Source organism: Streptomyces reniochalinae, from assembly GCF_003323735.1.
Taxonomy (GTDB): domain Bacteria; phylum Actinomycetota; class Actinomycetes; order Streptomycetales; family Streptomycetaceae; genus Streptomyces; species Streptomyces reniochalinae.
Genome location: NZ_QOIM01000059.1, coordinates 1 through 287, shown reverse-complemented (window position 1 = coordinate 287; position 287 = coordinate 1). Strand labels below are relative to the sequence as shown.

Here is a 287-nt window from a genome sequence, read left to right as displayed (position 1 = left end):
AGAAGCGCGGGAGCCGGAGCCGGCTCCCTGGGCCAGGGCGGCTCGCGGCTGGGCGCCCTGCCCACGCGCGGCCAGAACGGCGGCGGCGCCCGTCCGGCGCTGCCGGGCGGGGGCGGTGCGCAGGGCGCCTCGGGCGGCAGCGCCGTGAACTTCTTCGGAGCCCCGCCGAGCCCGGCCCGTCCGGGCGAGGCCCCCGCGGGCCCGAGCGGCGCCGGTGCCCCGCAACCCCCGCTGCCCACCCGCGGCGGCCCCGCCGGCCAGCTCCCCGGCGGGGCGAGCGAGGCCGC

Annotated in this window: 1 pseudogene; it reads left to right on the top strand. The window is 85.4% G+C overall.

Going from position 1 to position 287, the window contains the following annotated elements:
* Positions 1-287 (top strand): annotated as a pseudogene (locus DQ392_RS33815) (hypothetical protein); the annotation flags it as partial.